18 protein-coding genes are annotated in these 21,578 nt (G+C 56.6%); 3 read left to right on the forward strand and 15 right to left on the reverse strand.

Features of this window, described 5'->3' with window-relative positions; genetic code table 11:
* Window positions 1-74 precede the first annotated feature (74 nt).
* From ACIQT8_RS24515 to ACIQT8_RS24570, 12 genes are all read right to left on the reverse strand, one after another.
* Complete coding sequence (locus tag ACIQT8_RS24515; RefSeq protein WP_400970947.1) at window positions 75-965, reverse strand: alpha/beta hydrolase; 891 nt, start codon at window positions 963-965, stop codon at window positions 75-77.
* 45 nt (window positions 966-1,010) lie between these two features.
* Window positions 1,011-3,068, reverse strand: coding sequence for a TonB-dependent siderophore receptor (locus tag ACIQT8_RS24520; protein ID WP_178340939.1), 2,058 nt, complete (start codon window positions 3,066-3,068; stop codon window positions 1,011-1,013).
* Window positions 3,069-3,586: 518 nt separating this feature from the next.
* Window positions 3,587-4,582 carry a spore coat U domain-containing protein gene (locus ACIQT8_RS24525; protein ID WP_400971061.1) on the reverse strand — a complete coding sequence of 332 codons (996 nt, stop codon included), beginning with the start codon at window positions 4,580-4,582 and terminating at the stop codon, window positions 3,587-3,589.
* Window positions 4,583-4,584: 2 nt separating this feature from the next.
* Entirely contained in the window at window positions 4,585-7,017 is a 2,433-nt protein-coding gene (locus tag ACIQT8_RS24530) for a fimbria/pilus outer membrane usher protein (RefSeq protein ID WP_400970950.1), read from the reverse strand.
* Window positions 6,989-7,705, reverse strand: a complete 717-nt coding sequence (locus ACIQT8_RS24535; RefSeq protein ID WP_400970953.1) for a molecular chaperone — start codon at window positions 7,703-7,705, stop codon at window positions 6,989-6,991. Before ACIQT8_RS24535 ends, ACIQT8_RS24530 begins: the two co-directional genes overlap by 29 nt.
* 21 nt (window positions 7,706-7,726) lie before the next feature.
* Window positions 7,727-8,227: a spore coat U domain-containing protein gene (locus ACIQT8_RS24540; RefSeq protein ID WP_400970956.1), complete on the reverse strand. Its 501-nt coding sequence runs from the start codon at window positions 8,225-8,227 to the stop codon at window positions 7,727-7,729.
* 234 nt (window positions 8,228-8,461) lie between these two features.
* Window positions 8,462-10,441: a Fe(3+)-hydroxamate ABC transporter permease FhuB gene (fhuB, locus tag ACIQT8_RS24545; protein WP_400970959.1), complete on the reverse strand. Its 1,980-nt coding sequence runs from the start codon at window positions 10,439-10,441 to the stop codon at window positions 8,462-8,464.
* Window positions 10,438-11,349 carry an ABC transporter substrate-binding protein gene (locus tag ACIQT8_RS24550; RefSeq protein ID WP_400970962.1) on the reverse strand — a complete coding sequence of 304 codons (912 nt, stop codon included), beginning with the start codon at window positions 11,347-11,349 and terminating at the stop codon, window positions 10,438-10,440. Before ACIQT8_RS24550 ends, fhuB begins: the two co-directional genes overlap by 4 nt.
* Window positions 11,324-13,792 (reverse strand): TonB-dependent siderophore receptor, encoded by a 2,469-nt coding sequence (locus tag ACIQT8_RS24555; protein ID WP_400970965.1) that lies wholly within the window; start codon window positions 13,790-13,792, stop codon window positions 11,324-11,326. Before ACIQT8_RS24555 ends, ACIQT8_RS24550 begins: the two co-directional genes overlap by 26 nt.
* 98 nt (window positions 13,793-13,890) lie before the next feature.
* The gene (locus tag ACIQT8_RS24560) at window positions 13,891-14,832 is read right to left on the reverse strand and encodes a FecR family protein (protein WP_400970968.1); all 942 of its coding nucleotides are present in this window, start codon (window positions 14,830-14,832) and stop codon (window positions 13,891-13,893) included.
* A gap of 37 nt (window positions 14,833-14,869) precedes the next feature.
* Entirely contained in the window at window positions 14,870-15,382 is a 513-nt protein-coding gene (locus tag ACIQT8_RS24565) for an RNA polymerase sigma factor (protein WP_138791645.1), read from the reverse strand.
* A 91-nt stretch (window positions 15,383-15,473) separates the two neighbouring features.
* Window positions 15,474-16,304 (reverse strand): oxidoreductase, encoded by an 831-nt coding sequence (locus tag ACIQT8_RS24570; RefSeq protein ID WP_400970971.1) that lies wholly within the window; start codon window positions 16,302-16,304, stop codon window positions 15,474-15,476.
* Between the two features lie 196 nt (window positions 16,305-16,500).
* On the opposite strand from ACIQT8_RS24570, the gene ACIQT8_RS24575 reads away from it, so the two are divergent.
* Entirely contained in the window at window positions 16,501-17,436 is a 936-nt protein-coding gene (locus tag ACIQT8_RS24575; protein WP_400970974.1) for an alpha/beta hydrolase, read from the forward strand.
* Window positions 17,437-17,683: 247 nt separating this feature from the next.
* On the opposite strand, the gene ACIQT8_RS24580 is transcribed toward ACIQT8_RS24575, so the two are convergent.
* Window positions 17,684-17,887 carry a cold-shock protein gene (locus ACIQT8_RS24580; protein ID WP_138791648.1) on the reverse strand — a complete coding sequence of 68 codons (204 nt, stop codon included), beginning with the start codon at window positions 17,885-17,887 and terminating at the stop codon, window positions 17,684-17,686.
* 298 nt (window positions 17,888-18,185) lie between these two features.
* On the opposite strand from ACIQT8_RS24580, the gene ACIQT8_RS24585 reads away from it, so the two are divergent.
* Window positions 18,186-18,431: a hypothetical protein gene (locus ACIQT8_RS24585; RefSeq protein ID WP_400970977.1), complete on the forward strand. Its 246-nt coding sequence runs from the start codon at window positions 18,186-18,188 to the stop codon at window positions 18,429-18,431.
* Between the two features lie 493 nt (window positions 18,432-18,924).
* Here ACIQT8_RS24585 and ACIQT8_RS24590 read toward each other — a convergent pair whose 3' ends face one another.
* The gene (locus ACIQT8_RS24590) at window positions 18,925-19,962 is read right to left on the reverse strand and encodes an aldo/keto reductase (RefSeq protein WP_400970980.1); all 1,038 of its coding nucleotides are present in this window, start codon (window positions 19,960-19,962) and stop codon (window positions 18,925-18,927) included.
* A gap of 143 nt (window positions 19,963-20,105) precedes the next feature.
* Here ACIQT8_RS24590 and ACIQT8_RS24595 point away from each other — a divergent pair, with 143 nt between their 5' ends.
* On the forward strand, window positions 20,106-21,011 hold the full coding sequence (locus tag ACIQT8_RS24595) for a LysR family transcriptional regulator (RefSeq protein WP_400970983.1): 906 nt from the start codon (window positions 20,106-20,108) through the stop codon (window positions 21,009-21,011).
* A 36-nt stretch (window positions 21,012-21,047) separates the two neighbouring features.
* On the opposite strand, the gene rnk is transcribed toward ACIQT8_RS24595, so the two are convergent.
* Window positions 21,048-21,455, reverse strand: coding sequence for a nucleoside diphosphate kinase regulator (rnk, locus tag ACIQT8_RS24600; protein ID WP_400971064.1), 408 nt, complete (start codon window positions 21,453-21,455; stop codon window positions 21,048-21,050).
* Window positions 21,456-21,578 lie beyond the last annotated feature (123 nt).

Here is a 21,578-nt window from a genome sequence, read left to right on the forward strand (position 1 = left end):
GCTTTCGTCGCTTGGGAAATCTCTTGCTCAGGATTTGGCGGCGTCACGATATTTCCTTCAGGCTATGATAGTGGCTATCGAGTTCGCGTGGGCTCGCCATCGACAGACCAGCGTTCAAACGCGATTCCCACGGCGCGGTTGACGGCCGGTCCGAGCACCGACATGTGGGTCTGTCCCGCAAAGAGCTCGAATTGCGTTCGAATACCGTTCGCAGGATTGTTGAGCCGATCTGCCATTTCCTGTGCCAATGCCACCGTGCGTTCGGCTTTGCGCTTCTCGATGCGCGATGTGGCATCCTCGTTGTGGTACTGGAAAGGGGCAAGTTTATCCCCCTCATATTCACCTGCTGACAGGTGAAGGAAGACCGGAGGTCCTGAAATCGGCTGCCGGCCGGCCTCGTTATTCAGGATTTCGCTTGCCTCCCAATAGATCGTGGGACTGGCGGCAATCCAGTTGTTAAAAAGCCATGGGCGTTCGAAAAGGCCGTAAAGTGTGAAGAGCCCACCGAAAGAGTGGCCGAAGAGCGATCGACGTGTTGCATCGATCTTTGTCATCGCGTCAATCCGGGGCAAAAGCCGATGTTCGATAAAGTCGAGAAGCTGGGCGCTGCCTCCGATACAAACAGGAGGTCCTCCCTCAAAATAGGGCGGATAGGACTTGATTGGCGGTGGGCCGAGGTCCCAGGCTCTTCTAAACGCATCATAGGGTTCGTCGGACGGATAGCCGATTGCCGCCACGACCCCCCAGTCGACGTTAGTTCCGGTCGGATAGGGGGCCTGGGTCACGATGCTGGCGAAGGCAAAGGGAAACGTCGCGTTGCCATCGGTTGTCACCAGAAGTGGCCACCCTCCGGCAGGTGGCTCTCCTTTCGGTACGAAGAGAAAGATCCGGTAGGGATCGCCGCCATCCATCGGCTCCAGATCAAGTTGAAGCGCTCCTGGCAAGGCGTAAGGTTGCTCAGCCATGTTCATTCACTCGTCACCCTGATTGATCGGCATCTGTACGGCGGGTCACCACTTGAACTTCAGTGAACCCATGACCGTGCGACCACGGCCGGTATAGCAATAGCCATCTGTGCAGACCTGTTCGCGCCGATCGGCAAGATTGGTGGCGCTGATCGAAAGCGATAGCCCCTTCAGATCCGGAGAACTGACGCCAAAGTCATAGGACATTGCCGCATCGAAATAGGCGGCGCCGTTGTTCTTTGCAGAATTCGCGTCACTGGTGAAGGAATTGCTCGTTGCGCGAATACCGCCGCCGATGCTCAGGCCAGGGATCGCCGATGCCTCGGGCATCTCGTAATTCACCCACAAAGAGGCGACGTGACGCGGTACCGTCGACGGCACGTTTCCGATCAATGTCTCGTCGTTACTGCCAGTGATTTCTGCGTGGGCATAGGTATAGGCGGCAATCAGGCTGATGCCGTTGTCGAACTCGGTACGCCCTTCAAGCTCAAACCCCGTATAGGTGTTTTCCCCGGAATTCTGGGAGAACAGGAAGCTTGAGGCATATTGCGGCTTGCCGGTTTCGACCAGGCGATAGACGGCGCCGCTCAGGGAGTAATTTTCACCCTCGGGTTGGTATTTCACACCGGCTTCGATCTGGCGCCCCTTGGTCGGGTCCAGTACCGAGCCATCTGCCGAAAGCGCCGTCGACGGGACGAACGAGGTGCCGTAGCTGACATAAGGCGCGATGCCGTTATCGAAGAGGTAGAGCAGCCCCGCCTGTCCGGACAGGACGCCATCATCCTTCTCGTCGCTCGAACCGCCAGAGGCAGTTTCCTGGTGCGCCCAGTCGTAACGAAGACCCGCGACCGCACGCCAGTTACCAAATTCCATCTGATCCTGGGCGTAGATGCCGGTCTGGTTCAGGTCGCTGGCTGTGAACGAGGTGAGCTCAGGAATGGGAATGCTGCCACCGGGCGTATTCGCGGCGACGCTGTCACTGCCCATGGCGAAGTCGGATGATACCCGTGTGTAATCCAGCCCGACGAGCAGTGTGTGAGAGACATTTCCGGTCTCAAGCTTTGCTTCGAGCTGGTTGTCGATCTGATAGCTGCGCATATCCTCCGTAACTGCGGTGGTTGGCCAGCTGCCGTCTGTATTGACCAGGACCCGGTTGAGGTAGTGCGCCTTCAGATCCACGTCGCCCGCGCGGGCATTCTGGCGAAAGGTCAGGCCGTTTTCGAACTTGTGCTCCAGCTGATAGCCAAGCTGATACTGCTCGACCGTCTGACGGTTGAAATCTGGATCGGTGTAGAGGAAGACGTCGTCATCCTGCAGGTAGCTCCACGCACTCGCACCCGTCTCTGTCTTCTGCGCCAGACCGTAAACAGTGAGGGTTGTATCCTCGCTTGGTTTCCAGGTCAGTGACGGCTGCAGGAGATAGCGGTCATCCGCGATGTCGTAACTTCCTTCGCCTTCGCGAGCCAGCCCGACCAGACGGTAATTGATCTCGTCGTTGATGGGGCCACCGATGTCGAATGCAGCTTGCTTGCGGCCGATCGTTCCGTATTGCAGCTCGATCTCGTGATGCGCTTCGTCAAGCGGCAACTTCGAGATTCTGTTGACGATGCCGGCCGCGCTCGCCGCGCCATACATCACCGATACGGGTCCCTTCAGGACTTCGATTCGATCCAGCGTATAGACTTCGGTCATGAACGAGCCGTAGTTCATGATCGGCTGGCGCAGGCCATCGCGGAAGTCACCGGTGGTCGTGGTCTCGATGCCCCGGATATAGATCTGGTCGAAGCGTGGATCGTAGCCGAAGGCCCCGGTCGTGACACCAGAGGCATAGCGAGCCGCCTGGATCATGTCGGTGACAGCGCGCTCTTCCATTTCTTCGCGGGTAACAACCGAAATGGCGCGTGGCGTCTCGACGAGGGGCGTATCGGTCTTGGTCGCCGATATCGTGCGCGTTGGCACGACCGTTGTGTTGTCCTCGCTGATGGATCGAGGGTTTGAACCTCCACCGGAGACGGTGATCGTCTCAAGTTGCGTGGTGCTGCCCTCTTGAGCCAAAGCCGCACTCGCATTCAGCGCAGTCGCAGCGACGATCCCAACGAGCATCGTGGAATTCAAAAGCGCGCGGCGAGTGCAAGTTTGTTTGAAAGAAAATGACATTGAGCAACCCTTCCCGGCGAGCTGGCGCGTCGGCGGATAGCTGACGCACGATAAAATTTTGAGGGCAGCGTCTCTAACTGCCGGAAGGCGTGTCGCCCTCGGTCTGCATCAATAAAAACATTACTAAATGAGTCAAGATATCGTATTTGCTGTCGCCGCATTCCTCGCTTTTGTCGCTCAAATGTCACAATCGATTTGAAGGTTTGCTTTGCATGGGATCAGCGGCGGTGGCAAACTTTGCGGTATTGGAGGTGGGAGGGACACATTGCGCGCCTCGATACCGCCTCCAAACCGGTCCTGAACTTTCCAGCTCATGTCCAGACGTCCTTGTGGCCCTTCAATAGAGCACAGCGCGCTAATGACCGCAGGGTCAGCCCAACTTGTGTGGCGGATGTTCCTGCTTCAACTGTTGCGGACGTATCTTTGCGCACCTTGTCATTGTTCAGTGAGTGCGCATTGCTTAGTCAGTAGCTGACCGTCACGACCACCGTATCGGCATAGTTTCCCGGGGCCGGGGTATTCTGTGCCGGGACGCGGCCGTAAACAGTCAGGCTTTGCGCGCTACCTGTTCCAGTCCCCGACGCTATCTGTCCGGCCGCGCTTCCCCAGACATTGCTGCGTCCAGCATCGCGATAGAGACCGTAGGTGATTGATGCTCCACCAAGGACCATCTGACGCGAAGCCGGAGGGCTGTTGCTTAGCCCACCATTGAGGGCGACGGTGTAGGCAAGGTTGGCTGTGCAGGTCAGAGTTATCGCGCCTGTCGCATCGACTGCGCTGTTGAGGACACCGTGACTGCCGAAATTGATGTTCTGTGCCGAGACGAGGCATGCGGGCTGGACTGCCGCTGTAACGCTGAACGGTACCTGTGTCGGGTTTTGCGTGACATCTGCACAGCTTGGAGCGAGCAAGGTGAACGTCGTGTAGGTGAAATTTGTCTGGGCTCCGGCAAAACTGGAAAGATAGATGCCTCGCGTCGCAGCGGCCTGAGATGCGTTTATTCTGCCATAGACTGTACGGCTGGTGCTGTTGAACAGAAGCGGTAACGCGAGATCGATGGGGGGCGGCGCGCCGAGCGCCGTTTGCGATACCGATCCCCATGATGTCGTGCGCCCGGCGTTTTGATAAAGCTGATAATTCAGGATGTTTGTCCCCTGCAGCATGCGCCGGATGCCACCCGATTGGCCGCCGCTTCCAGCGTTGATATTCGGGCAGATGCGGACAGATAGCGCAAGCGAGAGAGGGTTTGAACAGGTCACGCTTAGCGTCGCGGTGCTGTCAACTGCAGTACCCGGCGCCAGATTGACGAACCCGAAGTTCATATCAGACATACTGAAACTGCAGCTTTGTGCCAGTACCGGGGAGGAGAAGAGACAAGCAGCGAGGGCAAGCCCTGCCCGAGAGAGGAAGCTTTTGCCGAGGATCAAAGACGATCTAACCGGAGTATTTCGTCCGCGCATTGTCATTGAGCGCTCCTGCAGATGGCATTGAGGGTTGTGCGTTGGTCTGCTGAAGCACCGGCTATGACCTCTGCTTCGCAATTCCCCTTCGTGGGCTGCGTAATAAGAAGACGGTTCTTTTCTGCAATATTCTCAAGATAGGCCTGTCCATCGTAGCCAACCACGAAGTCATGCTTGCCATTAACTGTGCCGGTGGAACCGGTTTCGATAAAGTCGCCGTTTTCGGTTTTCAGGGTGACCAGAGCGACCCGCCCGCCAGTCTCGACCTTGAAGTCAACAACTGTCCCGCCGCCTTGGGCGGGAACAACGGTCTGCTTGGTCCGGTCGATCCTGGCATCAAGAGGAAGGTTGCCGGGATCGAGCGTGATCGTGTTGGCGTCATAGGACCTGAGGTTGGGAAGCAGTATCTTACCCCGCCGGTTTGTCTGTCCGATCGGGCGATTTTCGAGGGAAATCTCGACGCCCGGCGCCCCCGCATCAACGACAGCGAAGGCATCGTCGATCCGGTTTCCAACGAACACGTCGCCACCCGCAATTGCGATCGATCCATCCACTTGAGCGTAGGCTTGTGTGCTGCCGTTGAACTGGTCAACGCCGGCTGCAACACGCGCAATGCTTCCACGATAGCTGCCGGATGCGGAGATGATTTCACTGCTTCCTCTTGAACCACGCAAACGCCAGCCGTAGCTTCCTTCGGTCTGCTGTTCCGATTTCGCCAGATCAGCTGTCACCGAGTAACCGTCGTCATCGGATGACAAGCCGACTGAGCTTGAAACCCCGTTGCCGAATGTCCACGAAAGCCCGGCAAAGATGCCGTAGGAACCTTTGTCCTCAAGGTCTTTATAGGCGGTGACGAAAATGTTGCCGCTCTCGCCGAACGAACGGGTTGCTGAAAGTCCGAGCAACCGGGACTTTCGTTCATCGAAGGTCTCAAGTTGCGTGTAGGAGAAATTCAGGCTGGTCTTGTCGAAACCGAGTTGGGTTGAAACGGAGACCTGATCGAGGGCACGAGGCGCCCTTGCACTGATCGAACCCCATTTGCTTTTAGACATGTCGGCAGAAACGGATGCGATATCGTGGTAGTCGCCAAACGTCCTCTGTGTCCTAGCGGCAAACTGGACGCCAAGCAATTCGGCTTCGACACCTGCTGCGAGTAGGTGGCCGCTCTGTGTTCCAAACTGGCTGGTCGCACCGGATACGGTCCCCAGTCCTGACGTGCCGAGCGTGAAAATGCCACCCAGACCGACATTGTAGAAGTCTTCGCCACCCTCGGCATGGGCTTCGAGGGTGAGCTTATCCGAGAGACCGTAGCGAACAGTTGCAGAGCCCATCAGTCGTTCATCATAGTCGAATGATGACGTACCGTAGTCATTACGTGCAAAACCCAGCTCTGCGGAAAAATCGATCAGTCCCTTTGCGAGCAGGTCGGCCGAGGCAAAAAACGGCGTTTCCGATACGGTCTCGCGCCCCAGCGCATCGCGGACAACCAGGCGTGCATTGCCGGCACCACTCACGACGGGGAGATTGGTGATGGAGAACGGGCCTTCCGGAACGTCCTGCGATATGCGCCGGATATTATCGACATAGACGTCTACGGTGGAGGGTACGGCCGCAGAGCCAGAAAATTCCGGCATTGGCATAGTGACCATGTCTGGCCGCAGGTCGAAGTTCCGGCGTATCTGTATCCCGCCAAGTCGCGCCGGTCGTGTCCACACTAATCCGCCGGTGATCAGGTCACCTGCCCGATAGGTTGTCAGGTTCTCCTGGTCGGAATAGGTCCAGCTTGTGTCGAGGCGTCTTGTGTCAAACTGATCTAGCCTCGATGTGCTTAGCACCTGAGAGGAAGACAGAACGCCGAGCGGACCAAACATCCGACCTTCCAGAAGGGCTGACACACCATTGAACTCGGCAAGGTCGGACCAGTTGGTGCCTCCGGATGATCCATAGATCGTGTAGTTCATCAGTCCCCCCCAATTGCGCACGGCCTCGCTCTCTGGCTCTTCATTGTCTTCAGGTGCGGGTTTCGCTGACACATCGATGACCTTGCCGGCTCGAGCCGTCACAGGCAGCGTGAAATAGATCGACTGGGTGCTTTCCTCGTAACGCGCGGTGACATCCGGAAGCTTCGAGATATCGATCCAGCCGTCCTCAGCCTTCGCGCTATCAACCGGTGTGATGCCGACGTTCTTCAACTGAACCGGTTCGATGAAAAGTGAGCCGGTGCCGTTTTGACGAAATGTGGCGATCAGTTCTGTCGAGACGTCGTTAATATAAACCTCGAGCTGCAGTGGTATTGCCCCTTCTGCGGATAAAGAGGCTGGTGGTGCCGCAGGAGGTGAATCCTGCGCCACGGCAAAACCGCTCGATGAAATGATCGTCAAACCTGCAATCGTCAAAACGGCAAGGCTAACCGCCGTTGAGGCGCGCCGTCGCATTGACGGGGCCGCCTTCACTGTCAGCCGAGACCTTTAGCGTGCCTGCGGCTCTTTTCCCGACTGCTGGAATGAGCCAGCTTGCCCCCGATTTTCCAAGGACATAACCGACCAGTCCCTGCTGCTGCGCCACTGCCTGGCCATTGCCGCCGAGAAGCTTGAGATTGGCGATACGCAGTCGCTTCAGACCCTTGTTGGAGACTGTTACCTGATAACCGTTTGCTTTCGGTGTAACGGTCCAGACAGGCTCTGCGTCAGAGGCGGATGCATTCGAGAAGAAGACAGGTATGGAGTGGCGGACGACGAGGTTGACCGTGCCGGATGGAGCCTTGGTCTGAACCGGCAATTCATCCACCATGATGCGGTAACTCTCTTCAGCCTTTATGGGGGCTTTGGAGAGCCGAACGATCCGCACGAGGTTTTCAGCGCCTGGCTTCAATTGTGTCATTGGTGGACTGGCGACAACATCTTCTGCCGCCGTCAGGACGTCGCTGCCGTTCTGCTGGGTCCAGCGGAATATTCTGACCTGCACGTTGATCGGAATTTTTGCATCATTCCAGATGCGAAGACTACTCGAGGCCGCTGGTGCCCTCAGATCGAGAATGACGGGTGAAACCCGTAGAGACGTTGCGTGTGAAGGTGAAACAGACAGTCCGGCAATGAACGCAGCCGCTAAGGTACAAATACGCATGCGCGATCCTCCCTCTGGCGATCAATAGGTGAGTGTGGCCCTCACGGTGTCGGTGTAGACGCCCGGGACGGGTGTCGTCTGGGCAGTTACGCGCCCGTAAACGGTAAAGGTTTGGGCAGCACCCGTTCCCGTTCCCGTCTGTCTGTCCAACCCGACTGTATCTCCCCACACCTGGGAGTGGCCGGTATCCTGGAAAAGGGAATAGGAAACGGTTGCTCCGCTTGTTCCCGTCATCAGTCGGTTGGCTACAGTGGCGCCGCTCCCGGCCCCCGCGCTCAGGCCAAGTGTATAGGGCGTCGTTGATGTGCATTGAACGACGATCTGGCTTGTCGCATCCACGTTGCCGGCAATGAAGCCGCTGTTGCCGAAGTTGAGCAACCCGGCAGAGTTGATCTGGCACGCCGCCTGAATGGTAATCTGGACGGTAAAGTCTGACGTCGTGGAAACTTGCGCAGTGCTTGATGCTGGCACCAGCATTAACGCTGCAAGCGTTGCGATGGCCCCTGATATCGCGAACTTCATGCTCTTCCCCCCGTGCTGTCACACCGCTGCTTTGCTGACGATGCGAAACAACCGATCACTCGAATAGCGAGTAATAAGAATATGCTAATACTCGTATCGATTGGGTTAATGAAATCTTAACGCGGCGAACCGAAAACTACAGGGCGAAATGCAGTATGCGAAACAACCAATTGGCCACCGCGTCAAAACACGAGATTGGCCGCTTGCGCGAGATCCAACGGCAGACCTCGCTCATCAAGCTCTGGACGAAGCTTTACCTCGTGAGCTGATCACAAAAAGGAAATATGGCCCTCCAATGAATGCGGCGATTACACCTGCCGGGATTTCGTAAGGGAAGTCGGCAGCGCGCCCAAACCAGTCGGCACAAATCATGATCGCTGCACCGGTTACACCAGCAGTCAGAAGCGTGCGCATCTGACTGCGCGCACCAGTCATGCGCGCCAAATGAGGTGCCATCATCCCGACGAAACTCAACGGGCCGACGATCATTGTTGCGATGCCGGTCAGAAAGGCAGCAAACACTAACAGCAGGAGACGTGACCGAGACGGGTTCACACCAAGTGAGCGCGCCGTACTATCGCCGAGCGGCAAGATCTCTAATGCGCGGCGAAAGAGCGGCGATAGCGAAAGACCGATCAACACGAGGGCGGTTGCAATGATCGCGACGATGCTGGTGGCACGGAATGTCGGGCCCATCGTCCAGGCCAGTATGTAGCTCGCGCGTGGATCACCGCTCGCGACAATCAGCGAGATCAGCGCGGTTGCCAGAGCACTTATCGCAATGCCAGAAAGCAGAACCGGCCCTGGCGCGTAGCTTTTGCCTCTTGCGACGATCAGCACGATCGTAAAGGCGACCATAGCGCCTGCCACTCCTCCGGCAAGAGGAAGCAATGGTGAGGCCATGCCGCCAGCGAAGAATGCAAGGATGATCCCCAATCCAGCTCCGCCACTGACACCAAGCCCTTCGGGACTGGCAATGGGGTTGCGGGTCATGGCTTGGGTAACTGCGCCGGCTATGCCCAGCATGGCGCCAGCGCTGGCCGAAGTCAGGACACGCGGCCATCGGCCTGCAAAAAGGACCGATGGCTCGACGTTTCCTGTGAAAAAACGCTCCGTCAGGGAAAACGCTGTGAGCAGTGCAAGAATAGCCACAGAGACGAAAACCACGAGCAGAGCAGACTTGCCCCGCAACGCCGGCGCAAAGTCGTTGTGATACGACTGGTCGATTGTGTGCGGAACGTATTTGACAAGCAGTAACATCAGGACAGCGCCTGTGATCGCAGTGATCGTACCCGTTGGCACCTCACCGATAACCGGAGCGGCGACCAGCACAAGGCTGTCCGCGAGCATGAGAAGGGCTGCGCCGAGCAGTGTTCCCCAGACAAGTCTTTGCCGTAGCGTACGGGCGCCGGATAGTCGGACGATGTTGGTCGCTGCAAGGCCGATAAAGGCGATCACTCCGACACGTGCGACAACGCAAGCTGACAACACGGTGGCAAGGAATAAAACAGCAATGCGAAGACTGGAGGGGGATAGTCCGAGCCCGCGTGCCTGTGTCTCGTCAAGGCCTATAATCGCCAAAGGCCGAGAGAACAACAACAGTGCAGGGATCAGAATAACAAGGCGTGACGCTAGTGCTTGTGCGTTGGTGTAGTCATTCTGAATGAGCGAACCGCTGCCCCAGATGAAGACACCTCGCAGGTACTCGTGATGGAAAAGTGCCAGGATAACGGATGCCGAACCTGCAGAGAAGCTGATCACCATACCGCAGAGCAGAAGTGTCATCGGCGAGAAGTCAGATCTCCTTGCCAGTCCCGCGACGATGAAAACTGCCGCAATTCCGCCGGCAAGCCCCGCGATCTCCCGGTCGTGAGCGCTCACTGTGGCGACGGAAAGAGACAGGAGCGTAATAGCGAGCTGCGCGCCAGATAGGACGCCGAGCGTGGATGGTTCTGCCAGAGGGTTACGCAGGATCTGCTGAAATATCGTACCTGCAAAAGCGAGCGCGCCGCCGGCCAGTATCGCGACCAAAATGCGGGGCAGCAAGGAGAAGCGAACATAGATCTGATCGAAGGATGCCGGATCGGGTTGCATCAGCATGTGTGGCACATCCGGGAGCGAAACACGGCCCGCAATTGCAGAAGCGTAAAGCGCTATGGCAATGAGGGCGATAACGACACAAAGGCGCGACGGTGTGACGAGACGTAAAATCATGAAAACCCAAGGCCTTGGCGAAGTACCTCTGCGAAGCGCATCGCGGATGGAAAGGCCCCGAAGACCCAGGTTGGTGGTATCATGCAAACCCGTCCTTCCCGGACCATTGGCAAAGCCTGCCAGAGTGAGCTTTGCAGGAAGGAGCTGGGCGGTGCCGGTTCGATAATGACGAGCCTGGCGTCCGGGAAGCGGGCGATTGCGTCGAGCCCAGCGGTTGCAAAACCCCAATTGTTGGTCGAACCATCCCAGGCGTTGGCAATTCCCATCCGTTTCAGGACATCGTCGAACAGGCCTCCGGCGCCATAAACATCAATGAGCCTGTCGTCGGTGAACTTGATGATGAGGAGGGGATGCCCGTCATAGGTCGTGAAGTCTCGCGCTATGGCGTCTAACCGACTATTGGACCTGTCGAGGTAGCGATCTGCGACATCGCTCTTTCCCATGCGGGAAGCGATTTCTTTGAGCGCATTTTCCGCGGCCTGGAGCGGTTGTCTTGCCGAACTGTAAAGCGGAAGTGCCAGCGTCGGAGCGATCTCATTGAGACGGTCTGCAGAAATGCCGTATCCTGCTTGGGAAAGGATCAGATCAGGCTTGAGGGCTCGCAGAAGTTCCATGTTCGGCCAAGACCTCAAACCAAGGTCGATCGTGCCGTCTGGCAGAGTAGGGGTCACAACTCGATCTTGATAAAGCGGTGCTTCTGCAACGGCGAGCGGTTTGATGCCAAGAGCAAGAAGGCTTTCGGCCCAACCCCAATCCAGGACTGCGACCCTTGGACGCTCTGATCCCGCGATTGCCGTTGTCGGGAGAAACACGCAGCTCAACGCGGCAGCAAATTGCCGCCGCGTCAGCCGATTCTTTACGTCGGGCAGGGAAACCATCGAGCTACCAGCTGTACTTGAGCGTCGCATAAACGCTCCGACCCTCTCCCCAATAGCACCCGGTTGCCGCAATGCAGGTCGAGACATATTTCTTGTCGAAAATGTTGCTGACGTTAAGCGATGCCTTCAGCCCTTCAAGCTTGGGATTGGCTTTGCCAAAGTCGTAGCGCACAGCCGCATCGAAAACAGTGTAGGACGGGACATCAAACTGGTTGGCGTTATCGCCGAAGGTCTGACCTGTATATCGCGCGCCGCCACCGAAGCTCAGACCATCCCATGCATCGGACGATTGCACTGCGTAGTCGAGCCAGAGGGATGCCTGTTGGCGCGGGACAAAAGCAAATCGATTTCCCTCATTGCTGATGCCTGCGGCGTTCGGGTTGGCTTTGGTGATTTCGCTGTCCGTATAGGCATAGGATGCGAGCACGGAGAATGCGTCGGTGATCTCTGCTTTCCCTTCCAGCTCGATACCGCGCATTCTGACCTGGCCGGTCTGGACACTGAAGCTCCTGTTTATGGGGTCAGGAGAAAGAACATTGTCCTGCGTGAGATCATAGGCCGAGAGGGTGATGAAGCTGTTGCTGCCATTCGGCTGATATTTAACGCCGACCTCGAACTGTTCGCCAGTGGTCGGGTTGAAAGCATTGCCGAGGCGGTCCGTACCGCTCGCGGGATTGAACGAGGTGGAGTAGCCCGCATAAGGGGAGATGCCGTTGTCGAAATTGTAGACTAGGCCGGCACGCCAGGTAAAGCGACCGTCGCGTTGGTCAACCTCACGATCGGACGTGCTCGTGCGGGTTCTTGTGTCGGTATTGGCCCAGTCGTAACGACCACCAAGCGAGAAGACGAAATTATCCCACTCGACCTGATCCTGGGCATAGAGACCGACCTGACTGCGGTCCTGGTCGATCCGCGTTGCCGTCGGCGGTCTTTTGATCGTTGTTGCGCCGTAGACAGGATTTATGCCGTTGAACGGCGTCAAAATGGGTGACAGCGAGGATTCTTCGTAGCGGCTGCTCTCATAGGAATAGTCGAGACCGAAGAGTGCTGTATGTGCCAAATCTCCCGTCGAGAAATGGCCAACCGCCTGATTGTCGATCGTTACGCCTCTGGCGCTTTCAGGAAATGCCCAAGCGTAGCGATAAAAGGCCGTTGGATTGCACGCCGCAGGGCAATAGGGCTGAACGCGCTGGCTATCGGTGCTGATGTAGGAATAACGGAGATTTTGACGCACGGTCCAGGTGTCGCTGAACTCGTGCTCAAACTCATATCCCAAAGCAGCCTGATCGCTGGTGTAGTGATCGTATCCTGGCTCGCCGGGAAACGCGCTGCGCGGCAATTCCGGATAGTTGCTGGTATAAAGCGTTCCGTTTGCAGGAAGCGCTGGAGCGCCGCCGCCTCCGGGAGAATCGATGCGCTGGTAGCTACCGTAGACGGTCAACGATGTTGCCTCATCCGGTTTGACCGTGAAAGAAGGTGCGATGTAGCCCTTCTTTTCGCGCACGAAATCATATTGTGTGTCGGTCAGGCGACCGAGACCTACGATGCGGTAAAGGAAACTGTCATCGCCGTTGACCGAGCCGCCAACGTCGAATGCGGTCTGAATGCGGCTATCCGAGCCGAACTGCATCTCCACCTCATTTGGTGCAGTTGCACTCGGGCGCTTCGACACCATGTTGATCAGGCCGCCTGGCTCGCCCTGACCATAAAGCACCGACGATGGACCTTTAAGAACTTCGGCACGCTCCAGGCTGAATGGCTCGACACGCGGCTGGGCATATCCACGCGATCCGAATGGAAGGCGCAGGCCATCCAGATATCGTCCCGGCCGGAAGCCGCGGATCGTGAACCAGTCATAACGGGCGTCGTCACCATACTGGCTGATGACACCAGGCGTGTAGCGTAGTGCCTGCGTCAGCGTCGCAGATCCCTGTGCGGCCATCTGGTCCTTCGTAACGACGTTCACCGCCTGAGGTGTGTCTTTCAGCGATGAATCGGTCTTCGTTCCCGTCGCGCTCTGCGTCGCGACAAATCCTTCGACCGGACCGCGTGCCCGCTCTCCCTGCAGCGTAATTGGCTGGAGCGTCGTCGTTCCGTCCGCTCCAACTGTCGCAGAGGCGGCCTTCGGATTGACAAGCAACACCGTCGTTGGCGTGGTGAAGCGGTAGGTCAGGCCGGTACCAGCCAGGAGGCTCGACAATGCGCCTTCTGCCGTGGCATTTCCACGCAGACCTTTTGTCCGCAAGTTGGGAGGAAGAGGGCCGTCAAAGCCCACATCGATGCCAGTCGCCGATGAAAAGCGCACCAGCGCGGACGAAAGAGTTTGGCCGGAGATGGCAAACTCATAGCTTTTTGCGTCTTGTGCAGTCGCGATAGATGAAATCGCAACCGGCGTAAAACTGACGCACGCAGCCAGCAAGATCCTGCGAAATAGCCGAACTTGATTGGCTCCGACCTGACTTTTCCTAGTCACTTGTTTTGCCCCCTGCAAACACTTGGCCCGACTATTTTCGGGCGTTTCAACAAGGGGACGTACGAGGCTGGGAAAAACCTCGGTCTATTTTGAACTTTTTATTTCGGATAGATCAAGGTCAGCAAAGGCGAGTAGCTGGCAATGCGAATTGGCAGGCCATTCTCAAGATTATCCAATATCGAGCCTGCCCGACGCACGTCGACGATGATGCTGACAGGCCGGCGTGCAAGGGCATTGTCCATGACAATCATCTTGCCACGCCGCCAATTGGAGAGAGTGGCGACGATATCCTCGAATGGCGTCGAGATGAAAACGAGTTTGCCGTCACGCCATGAAAGCTGGGTCTCGACATCTGCAGATTGAGGCAGGGACAGGCGATCATTTGCGAACAGGACCGACTGGCCCTCATGGACATCCTGTTCCTGGTCGGGAGCCGATACGCGGACTGAATGCTCAACTACAGAAACGGTGACACCATTTTCACGCATGGCGACGGAGAATTTCGTTCCAAGCGCGGTGCTGTTCAAAACGCCGGAACTGACGACGAAGGGTCTGCCTGGATCTGGGGCAACGGTAAAAAATCCCTCTCCTTGGTGCAAAATGATGTGTCGCCCGTCCGCAGTGAAATTGACTGAGATGGCACTTGCCGTCGACAGTTCAACGACCGAGCCGTCTGGAAGCGCATAACGGGCAGTCTCGCCGACACCCGTGCGATAGTCCGCTTCTGCCTGGAGGTAGGCGCGGGTCCCCAACCCAGCTCCGGCCAAAATTAACAACGCTCCTCCCGACTTGAGGACCGTTCTGCGCGTCAGGGGCGATGTGGGCGAGATCTCAGGGAGCGCCGAAGCGCCGAGCCACAAGCGCTCAAGTTCCGCATATGCCTTCGCATGGGAAGGGCTCTGTTCAAGCCAGGCTCGGAAATTGGCACGATCAGTAGGGCTGGCACCTTCATCAAGCAACAAGGCAAACCACTCGGCCGCCTGGCGCGCGATGTCCGGCTGGTTGTCGGGACAGTGTTCCCGTAGAGAATGGTTCTGCATTGCGGCCTCTCTTGTCACCGTTTGAGCGTGAGAGTGGTCAGCGCTCTGCATTCATCTGTGCACGCAATCGCTCAAGCGCGACTACCATATGACCGAAAACCGTCTTTGGCGATATTCCGAGACGTTCGCCAATCTCGACATATGTCAGGCCTTCGATCCGGGATAGCAGGAACACCTCCCGCGCCCGAGGAGGCATGTGCTCGAGGGCCGCCTGAACGCGCAGGAGTTCCTGGCGGCTGATGGTAGCCGCTTCGGCCGAGGGTGTCGGGTCCGAGATGGATTCGAGGCCGTCGATCCCGTCGATAAAGGGGGCAATCTTTTTACGGCGTTCGTGGTCAAGCGCGAGGTTGCGTCCCGTGATCACGAAGTATCCGGCCAGATCAACGACATCGCGCAGGAGGCCCGGGCGTTCCCAGAAGCGTATAAAAGTATCCTGCATGAGATCGGCAGTGGTCGCCGGGCAATGAACGCGACGGTAGATGACGCGTGTCAAACGAGCGCGCACGTCCAAAAATGTCTTGAGAATTTCGGACTGTTCCACGCTTTCCATGGAATGCTGCTATCATCCTTGCACACAAAAAATCAAGAGAAAGATGACGATAATAGTCATGTTTTTATTTGTTGTGAGATGAGGCGAGCAGTCATCCTTCAAAGTCGGTGGAACTGCTGAGGGACGCCCATTTTTCAAGTTCTGCGCGCCGGGACGTATTCGCGTTACGGATCGCGGCTAAGGCGTCACTACCCAACGCCAAGCGAGACGGTGGATTTTCCATCTGGGCAATTTTTAAGATGACCTGAGCGGCCTTGGCCGGATCGCCTGGCTGGCGTCCATTGTAGTCACGTTGAAAACGTGCGGCAGCACCCACCACCGCATCATATTCTGGTCGGCCTTCGCGCAGTTCAGTTGAGCTTCCCGCGAAATCGGTTCTGAAGCCACCGGGCTCGATAATTGTTACCTTCACACCGACAAGTGCCATCTCCTGTGCCAGAACTTCTGAAAATCCTTCCACACCCCACTTGGCTGCGGAGTAACTCGCACGTCCCGTGGAACCCAGACGGCCACCGACCGAAGAGACATTTATGATGTGTCCGTGACGCTGTTCACGCATCAGCGCGATGACAGCCTTGGTGACAATGATGGTACCAAACAGGTTTGTCTCGATCTCGCGTCTCATTTCTTCGATATGAGTGTCTTCGATTGCACTGACGTTGCCGTAACCCGCATTGTTGACGACCACATCGAGGCCTCCAAAGGATGACTTTGCAAATTGTACAGCATTGTCCGCAGCTATTGGATCGGTGACATCAAGCGGGAACAGCACAACTCGAGCGGCATGTTTTTCAATCAATGGCTTGAGCGCGTCCACGTTTCGGGCGGTCGCGACAACTTGGTCGCCACTTTCAAGTGCCGCTTCCACCAAGGCTCTTCCGAGGCCCCTGGAGCTTCCCGTAATCAGCCACCTTTTAACCATCGCCTTAACCCTTAATCCTGTTGCACTGGCGATGATATTTCAGCCCAAGTGTATCTCGGCTGTGTCGGCTTTTGCCGCCTTTGCAAGCCTGTGTAGCAAACGCTCCCATCTACACACTCTGGTACACTTCAGCACCAACCCCAACACATCGGACACACAAGAGCCCCCGACGATAGCGTCCGCTCCGGACAGATGAGTGCCGGAGACGATCAATTGTCTAGGAAGCTTCGAGATGCGCAAATCGGTAACGTTCAAAAGTTCAGGCTTAAAGATCGCAGGGAATCTGTTCACATCGGATAAACCCAATGGCCGTACGATCGTCATTGGCCATCCTGGTACCGCGGTTAAAGAGCAGTCCCCCGCTCTATATGCACAGAAATTGTCAGAACAGGGCTTCACGCTGCTCACATTCGACGCTGCCTATCAAGGCGAGAGCGAAGGCTTGCCACGAGATTTGGAAAACCCGGCTCAGCGGATTGAAGATTTCAAGGCAGCTGTTTCTTTTCTCAGTGTGCAATCGGACATTGATCCCGCCCGGATAGGGATCCTTGGTATATGTGCGTCTGGTGGCTACGCAATTCCAGCTTCCGTAGGCGACCCTAGAGTAAAGGCAGTTGCTACAATTGCAGCTGTCGATGTTGGGCTGCAGATACGTGCCGGGGCAGACGGAAATCAGGATCCAGCTGTCCTCATCAATCTACTCGAAGCGGCCGCTGAAGCACGTACTCGTGTTGCGGCTGGCGAAGAGATGGGGCGGTTTCCTGTCTTCCCCGCCGGTCAGGAAGAGGCGCGAGCGGGTGGCCTTCATGTCTTCGAAGGGTGGGAATACTACTGCACTGAACGGTGCAGCCATCCGCGTTCTGCCAGATCTCTTACCTGGGATAGCGTCGATCGGATGGCCACATTCGATGCATTTCGCTTTATAGAAATGATCTCTCCTCGTCCTCTTCTGATGATCACAGCAGAAAATGCTGTAACCGCATGGATGACGTTGGATGCTTTCGAGCGCGCTAAGGAGCCTAAGATGCTTTATGTGGTCGACAACGCAACCCATGTCGATCTTTATGATCGCGAAGCGTCCGTCAATGACGCCGTATCCAGGTTGGTTGATTTCTTTTTAGAAGCACTCTGACGTTTCAAGCCAGAGGAAGAACCGCCGGTTACGCTCCCGGCCTTCGCCGATCAGAAGAGCCACCCAGCTCCTTGACGCTTTGGTCTCAATGGCGAGAATAATCTCGCTCGTCGCATCATCTTCAGGCGCGATGAGAGATTTGTCCTAAGCTGACTGTTTGAATTTAGGTCAATAATTTTTGGTTGCGCCGCCACGTAACAACGCGGCGACGCACCATTGCACGCAGGTGTGTGCGAAAGCAGATCAATCAGACAGAAGTGACGTTTTCCGCCTTGGACTTTCCGGTTTTCCGGTCCTGGCCAAGCTCGTAGCTCACTTTTTCGCCGTCACGAAGCGGGGCCGAACCCTGGACTGCCGAAATGTGGACGAAGACGTCTGCGCCGCCGTTATCCGGCGTAATAAAGCCGAAGCCCTTGTCCTGATTGAAAAATTTTACTGTGCCAGTGGCCATGTATATCCCCGTAAATGATCGGCGGCTTGTTTGCCGCTGCGGGAGAATAGGTATCGATGCCGTGAACGGCAATCCTGTTTTTACTAAAAAACCGTGCGAGGCCGGTTTACTGGTAAGAATCATTCGCTTTGATGATGGCCGATGAATGAACGAATTCCGGAATCCTGCCGCTTAAATCACCTTCGGTAAAGCAGAACCGGTTTTGGCGAAGAGACACCATCGCGCCTCAGAGAAAGAACGTTGACTTTGCCGATCCGCCGAAACAGCAAAGTCGGATTGAAGAAGGATTTTTTAAACAATGACCCTAGGAGAGTTCATACGCGCCTACCGTCCGCACCTGGATGATGCCTCAGTGGGTGTTCGGCGCAGTTGGGAGGAGACCTTCAGGTATACGCTCAGACATTATCCGGAGAGAACCCAACTGGAAGATTTCGATCTGGATGTCCTGGGTGAACGAATGGCGGCGGCGGGTATCCAGAAGCAGTTCGTGGATGGTTATGTCAATCGTTGGCGTGAGCTGTTGAAACTCGCAAGCCAGCTTTGAAGCGTCTGGATTTGCCCTGACCGAGTCCACCCTGAATTAGGGCAGAAGGGCGCCTCGAATATGGACATTGAACCTGATCATCCCCATCTCTGTTGTGAGATCAACAAGGGAGGTTGCGATGTCGCGTCCTGCCGTTCCGGCTGTCCAAAATCAGGTTGTTCAGTTTCTTGCGCCGGCACGATTGTCGCGTCGGGCCACAGTACTCTGCGAGTGCTGTCGGGAACGCAAATCCGCGCGCGATTTCGACATGGATGGATGCGGGATCTGCAACAGTTGCCTCGAGTGCGACACGCTCCTCGTTCAGCTGGATTCTGATGACGAAAGCCCTGGAGCCTATACCATAACCGTTGACCGAAACGGCTGATTGGTGCTCGGTTCTGCCCAAGCTTCAGTTTCTCGAACCGTGCAATCCGAGCTGTATTTGGAACCCAGTGAAGCCGGGTGGATGGAAATACCGAGTGGGCGTTACGATCCACCCCAATCTTCGTTTTAGTTACCCACCGATCGGTGGGTTAAGGCGCGCAAAGCCTTCCTGACGGTAGTAGGGTGAGTGCGGGTAGGGAGGCGTCACAGCGCTTGCTTCGTCGAGTGTTCGCAGTTGAGCGGGGTTCAGGGTCCAGCCGATTGCACCGAGGTTCTGTCGCAGTTGATCCTCATTGCGCGCGCCGATGATGACTGAGGACACGGTCGGGCGTTGCAGAAGCCAGTTGAGCGCGATCTGCGACACTGTCTTTCCGGTCTCCTCGGCTATTGCGTCAAGAGTGTCAACAACGCGATAAAGCAGTTCATCGTCAACCGGTGGCCCAAAGCTCGCAGTTTCATGCAGCCGGCTTTTTTTCGGAAGCGGAGCGCCGCGCCGGATTTTCCCAGTGAGCCGTCCCCAGCCGAGCGGCGACCAGACCATTGCACCAAGGCCCTGATCCTTGCCAAGAGGCATGAGATCCCACTCATAATCACGCCCGATAAGGGAATAGTAGACCTGGTTCGCTACATAACGCGGCCAGCCGTGTCGCTCGGCAACAGCAAGTGATTTCATGATCTGCCAGCCGGAGAAGTTCGACACCCCGACATAACGGATCTTGCCGGCGCGAACGAGCATATCGAGCGTCGACAGGACTTCCTCGATTGGCGTAGCCGCATCGAAGGCATGAAGCTGGAAGATATCGATATGATCGGTGGAGAGACGGCGCAGCGCATTTTCGACGGCCTTTACCAGATGAAGGCGTGAGGAACCCGCATCGTTCGGTCCATCACCGGTTGGGAGTGTCGCTTTGGTCGAAATCACAACCGCATCGCGTCGCCCCCTGATTGCCTGACCAAGCAGCTCTTCCGACGCACCATTGGAATAGACGTCAGCAGTGTCGAACAGATTGACGCCAGCCTCCAGGCAAATGTCCACAAGGCGACTTGCCTCCATTGCATCAGAGGTGCCCCAGTTGCTGAACAATGGGCCTGTTCCACCAAAAGTTCCTGTTCCGAAGGAGAGAACCGGGACCTTGAGGCCCGACGTTCCAAGATAGCGATATTCCATGACACCAACCTTTGTCTGATGACGAGCGATCAAAACCCTGCGGCCGAGATCTTCGGCTTGCGCGATCGTGAAATTAAGATAGGCGACGGAATGTCATTGAAATAGACTGAGTTAAATAACATCACTTGTGAGATAGATTCATCATGGCAAGACCTGAGGTAAACCGGTTCGGTGAGATGGATGTCTTTGTGCGGGTAGTCGAACTCGGTGGATTCTCACAGGCGGCTAGGGCGGCGCATCTCACACCGTCAGCGGTCAGCAAACTCATCGCCCGACTGGAGTCGCGCATCGGCGCAAGGCTGCTTACCCGATCAACACGGCAATTGAAGCTAACGGCAGAGGGCTGCGTTTTTTATGAGCGCGCAACCCGCCTGCTTGCCGACCTCGAGGACGCGGAGCGCACGGCAGGCCTCGGTGAGCAGGCGGTGGGGCGTGTTCGCGTGAACACGAGTGCCTCCTATTTCAATCACATCCTTGCACCGGTCTTGCCGGAATTTCTTGCACGTCACACTGGCGTGATGGTCGATTTCATGCAGACCGATACCGTTGTTGATCTCGTGACGGACAGGACAGATGTGGCGATCCGGGCCGGGCCCTTGAAAAGTTCCAGCCTGTTGGCACGCAAGCTTGGTCAGACGCCGCTCATGATCGTAGCCGCGCCCTCGTACCTGGAGCGGTATGGTGAACCCCGGGCGATTGAAGACCTCGAGGCGCATAATCGCCTCGGCTTCGGATATACAAGATCCGTTGAAGGATGGCTGCTTCACGACGGCGTCAAAACTGTCAATATTCCGGTCACCGGTCGCGTTCAGGTCAGTGACGGTGAAGGCATGCGCCATCTTTGCCTTGCAGGCGTCGGCATCGCCCGACTTGCAGCCTTCACGGTGAGAAAGGACATTGCCGCTGGCCGGCTCGTGGCACTGCTTGACCATCTCGACCCGGGACAGGAAGAGGAATTCCATGCTGTCTATATCGGCCAGGGCGGCCCGGTACCGTCTCGCGTCCGTGCACTGTTGGACTTCCTGGCCGAAAGAGGAAGGGTGAACTAGGCGAATATCACCCTTTTTGCTTCTGGTTCGCTCAGATCACTTTACCTGAGTGGGCGCTTTCACCGTCTCGACTGTCAGCCTGTGTATGCGGTTGTCTCGCGCCGTCCAGTCGATTGACTGTCCGGACGACAAGCCAATCAATGCGGCCCCAATCGGCGTCATGATCGAGACTTTTCCTTCGGCAATATCTGCCTCACCGGGATAGACGAGCGTAACCCGGCGGTCTTCACCAAGATCGCTGGTGTAACGGAGAGACGATCCCATTCTGACGACACCCTCTGGCAGTTCCAGATCGTCAACAATGCGGGCGCGTTCCAGTTCGGTCAGGAGCGCATCCGAGACCTCCGGGTTTTGCAATGCCTGACTGTCGGCGAGCTTTGTGAGGCGTTCGTATTCCGAACGGGCGATGGTGATGGAAGGCTTGCTCTTGTGTGCCACGTTAATACTCTTGAATATTCGCGGCTGCAGTCACTGCGCCACGTGGTGGTTTAAGGAAATTTCAGGATCGCTGTCGCCTTGATTGTTGGCGGACGGTAAAGCCAACACTTGCGCCCCTCGACCGGGCGC

It is taken from the genome of Agrobacterium sp. NPDC090273, assembly GCF_044772305.1.
Classification (GTDB): Bacteria; Pseudomonadota; Alphaproteobacteria; order Rhizobiales; family Rhizobiaceae; genus Agrobacterium.

Bases quoted from the DNA above. Each gene is read 5' to 3' on its own strand.
- ACIQT8_RS24515 (WP_400970947.1), bottom strand. From the start codon at position 965: ATGGCTGAGCAACCTTACGCCTTGCCAGGAGCGCTTCAACTTGATCTG.
- ACIQT8_RS24520 (WP_178340939.1), bottom strand. From the start codon at position 3,068: ATGCTCGTTGGGATCGTCGCTGCGACTGCGCTGAATGCGAGTGCGGCT.
- ACIQT8_RS24525 (WP_400971061.1), bottom strand. From the start codon at position 4,582: ATGCGCGGACGAAATACTCCGGTTAGATCGTCTTTGATCCTCGGCAAA.
- ACIQT8_RS24530 (WP_400970950.1), bottom strand. From the start codon at position 7,017: ATGCGACGGCGCGCCTCAACGGCGGTTAGCCTTGCCGTTTTGACGATT.
- ACIQT8_RS24535 (WP_400970953.1), bottom strand. From the start codon at position 7,705: ATGCGTATTTGTACCTTAGCGGCTGCGTTCATTGCCGGACTGTCTGTT.
- ACIQT8_RS24540 (WP_400970956.1), bottom strand. From the start codon at position 8,227: ATGAAGTTCGCGATATCAGGGGCCATCGCAACGCTTGCAGCGTTAATG.
- fhuB (WP_400970959.1), bottom strand. From the start codon at position 10,441: ATGATTTTACGTCTCGTCACACCGTCGCGCCTTTGTGTCGTTATCGCC.
- ACIQT8_RS24550 (WP_400970962.1), bottom strand. From the start codon at position 11,349: ATGCGACGCTCAAGTACAGCTGGTAGCTCGATGGTTTCCCTGCCCGAC.
- ACIQT8_RS24560 (WP_400970968.1), bottom strand. From the start codon at position 14,832: ATGCAGAACCATTCTCTACGGGAACACTGTCCCGACAACCAGCCGGAC.
- ACIQT8_RS24565 (WP_138791645.1), bottom strand. From the start codon at position 15,382: ATGGAAAGCGTGGAACAGTCCGAAATTCTCAAGACATTTTTGGACGTG.
- ACIQT8_RS24570 (WP_400970971.1), bottom strand. From the start codon at position 16,304: ATGGTTAAAAGGTGGCTGATTACGGGAAGCTCCAGGGGCCTCGGAAGA.
- ACIQT8_RS24580 (WP_138791648.1), bottom strand. From the start codon at position 17,887: ATGGCCACTGGCACAGTAAAATTTTTCAATCAGGACAAGGGCTTCGGC.
- ACIQT8_RS24585 (WP_400970977.1), top strand. From the start codon at position 18,186: ATGACCCTAGGAGAGTTCATACGCGCCTACCGTCCGCACCTGGATGAT.
- ACIQT8_RS24590 (WP_400970980.1), bottom strand. From the start codon at position 19,962: ATGGAATATCGCTATCTTGGAACGTCGGGCCTCAAGGTCCCGGTTCTC.
- ACIQT8_RS24595 (WP_400970983.1), top strand. From the start codon at position 20,106: ATGGCAAGACCTGAGGTAAACCGGTTCGGTGAGATGGATGTCTTTGTG.